We start from the raw sequence: 3086 nt of genomic DNA on the forward strand, positions 1-3086 counted from the left end.
CCAACGCCTCGAGCTCGGTGTAGACCGTCAGCATGTCGGCGATCTCCTGATCGCTGGACTGCACCACCACGGCGCCGCGGTTCGGCAGCAGATCGACCAGCCGCTCCATCGCCAGGATCTTCAGCGCATCCCGCAACGGGGTCCGCGATACGTTGAGGGTCTCGGCGATGGCCCGCTCCCTGATGCGCTCGCCCGGCTTCAGCCGGTCGTGGATGATCAGGTCGCGAATGTAGTCGGCGACCTGCATGGGAAGCGGTTTCGGCGCGACGGGGAGCTCGTTCATCTCCTGCCCTCTGATGAGACGGATGTAAGTATCGCCCTGATTTTCTTTGCCGATCAAGCGCCGTCCCCCGGAATGCAATGGGTGTCGTTCAATTCATTTGGCATACAATATTGACGGATGGCATGCAATACGCCACAGTTGCAGAAATCCTCCGGCGTCTGGAAAAGGCAATGACGGATATGAGCGCACCACGGCGCGATTGGCACGACGACACCAAGGTGGCCCGACTGGGGCGCGCCCATGACGGCGACGGCCTCACAGTCAATCGGCCGCTGCACCGGGCGTCCACCATCGGCTTTTCCTCGGTCGCGGCCATCGACGCCGCGAAGAAGAAGCGCTTCGACAAGGGTACGGTCTTCTATGGGCGCTTCGGGACACCGGACGTCTTCGCATTCGAGGATGCGATCACCGGGCTGGAAGGCGGCTACGGCACGATTGCCGTGCCGTCGGGGCTCGCGGCCTGCGTTCTGCCGCTGGTCGCCTTCCTCCGCCCGGGCGATCACCTGCTCGTCACCGACGCGGTCTACGAGCCGGCGCGCACCAGCATGGGCGAGTTCATCCGCCGCAACGGCGTCGATGTCGAGTTCTACGACCCGCGCATCGGCGCAGGCATCGCCGCGCTGATCCGGCCCGAAACCCGCATGATCTACCTCGAAACGCCCGGCTCGCTGACGTTCGAGGTCCAGGACGTGCCGGCGATCTGCGCCGCCGCGAAAGCCGCCGGCGTGATGACGGTCGCCGACAACACCTGGGCAACCGCGCTCAACTGCCGGCCCATCGATCTCGGCGTCGACATCGTCGTGCAGTCCGCGACGAAATACATTGTCGGCCATTCCGACGCGATGCTCGGTCTCGTGACCTGCCATGAGGCGCACTACCGCGCGCTGCGCGAGGCGGCCAACTGGCTCGGCTATCGCGCCTCGCCGGACGACGTCTACATGGCGGCGCGCGGGCTGAGGACGCTGACGGCCCGGATGCGGCAGCATCATGAGACGGGTATCGCGCTGGCGCGCTTCCTCGAGGGCCTGCCGCAGGTCCGGCGGGTCATCCATCCCGCGCTGCCCTCCCATCCCGACCACGCGCTGTGGAAGCGGGACTTCGCGGGCGCGTCGGGCCTGTTTGCAATCATCCTGGACACGCCGTCCCACGCGACGGCAGCCGCCTTCGCCGAGGATCTCGAGCTCTTCGGGCTCGGCTTCTCGTGGGGCGGCTACGAAAGCCTGGTCCTTCTCGCGGACCCGGCCCATGCGCGCACCGCCACGAACTGGACTGAAGACGGAATACTGGTTCGCCTCTATGCCGGTCTTGAGCACGTGGACGACTTGAAGGCCGATTTGGCGCGCGCAATCCTGAAGGCGACCGGCGACACCGCGAACCGGAGCGTCCATGTCGCCTGAAGCCGCCCTCACCAAACCAGCGTCATACAGGGGTACGCTATGAAAACGATCATGAACACAATGGGAAAGACGGTCGCCGCCGCACTGATCGGCGCGGGGCTTGCAATCGCGTCTCCGTCGGCCCGCGCCGACGAGAACCTCGAATGGGCATCCGGCTCGCCGGGCGGAAGCTGGTTCACCATCGTCACCGGTCTCGCCAACATCGTCATGGAGAAGAACCCGGACATCAATATCCGCATCGTGCCGGGTGGCGGCCGCGACAATCCGACCTTCATCGAGAACGGCATCAGCCAGATGGCGATGGGCATCGACTTCCTCGCCGCCGCCGCGATGAAGGGCGAGGCGCCCTATGAGAAGCCCTACGAGACCCTGCGGTCGCTCGGCGGCACCTGGGCGCCGGCCGAGTTCCACGTCATCGTTCCGGTCGAGGACACCCGCCCGCTGAACGAGATCCTCTCCGATCCCAAGCTGCGCATCGGCACTTCGCCGAAGGCGACGTCCGAGGAGCTGACGCTCCAGCGGGCGCTGGAATTCTACGACAGCTCCGCCGACAAGATTTCGGCCGGCGGCGGGACGGTGATCAACGGCACCTACACCCAGCTCATCTCGGCATTCCAGGACGGCCAGATCGACGTGCTGTGGGGCGCCGGCAGCTATCCGACCGGCATCGCGCTGGAAGTCGAGACGGGCCGCCGCAAGGCGAGGCTCGTCGCCTTTCCCGAGGACCTGATGGATCACTTCCAGACCACCTTCGGCTACGGCAAGGGCGAGATCCCGGCCGGCTCCTACGAGACGCTGCAGCCCGACGGCGCCGCCGTTCCGGTGACCACGCTCGAGGCGCTGATCATGATGTCGTCGACCGTGTCCGAAGAGACCGGCTACCGGATCACCAAGACGCTGCTCGAGAACCAGGACAAGTTCGGCAACATCTACAAGGTGCTCGGCAAGTACAATCCCGAGAAGGCCTGGCAGAACCAGCCGATCCCGCTCCACCCCGGCGCCGAGAAGGCCTACAAGGAACTCGGCTACATGAAATAGCCGGCAGTCGCCGACAAGCTCAGGGAGCGCCCGAACCAACGGGCGCCCCGCCACACCGGGGAACCAGGACAGGATGCGGACACTTCGCGGACCCATAGGCATCGCCGTCTCGATCTGGCTCGCCGCCGTGGCGCTGGTCCATTTCTACTTCACCGGCTTCGGCTTTCCCGAGCCGCTCAAGCTGGCGAGCCTGCATCTGCTTCTGGCGGTGCCGCCGATCTTCCTGCTCTATCCCGCACTCCAATCCTCGCCCGCCGACCGGCCCAGCGCGGTCGACTGGGCACTGGCGGCGGCCGCGATCCTGCCGAGCCTCTACATCCTTCTCGACCCCAACCGGGTCTACAACCGCAGCCCCTATATCGACCCGC

The 3086-nt window shown here is 65.8% G+C and carries 4 protein-coding genes; 3 read left to right on the top strand and 1 reads right to left on the bottom strand.

The features are described from left to right. Nucleotides 1–283 (bottom strand): GntR family transcriptional regulator (locus tag KDJ86_RS01305; RefSeq protein ID WP_291741870.1); only part of this gene is annotated, 283 nt, incomplete at its 3' end. A gap of 179 nt (nt 284–462) precedes the next feature. Here KDJ86_RS01305 and metC point away from each other — a divergent pair. From metC to KDJ86_RS01320, 3 genes are all read left to right on the top strand, one after another. Beyond that, entirely contained in the window at nt 463–1680 is a 1218-nt protein-coding gene (gene metC, locus KDJ86_RS01310) for a cystathionine beta-lyase (protein ID WP_291741872.1), read from the top strand. Between the two features lie 51 nt (nt 1681–1731). Further along, entirely contained in the window at nt 1732–2718 is a 987-nt protein-coding gene (locus tag KDJ86_RS01315; protein ID WP_291741876.1) for a TAXI family TRAP transporter solute-binding subunit, read from the top strand. 73 nt (nt 2719–2791) lie between these two features. Beyond that, the coding region (locus tag KDJ86_RS01320) for a hypothetical protein (RefSeq protein WP_291741879.1) at nt 2792–3086 on the top strand (295 nt) is incomplete at its 3' end.

It is taken from the genome of Bauldia sp. (assembly GCF_020442045.1).
In the GTDB taxonomy this organism is placed as follows: domain Bacteria; phylum Pseudomonadota; class Alphaproteobacteria; order Rhizobiales; family Kaistiaceae; genus Bauldia.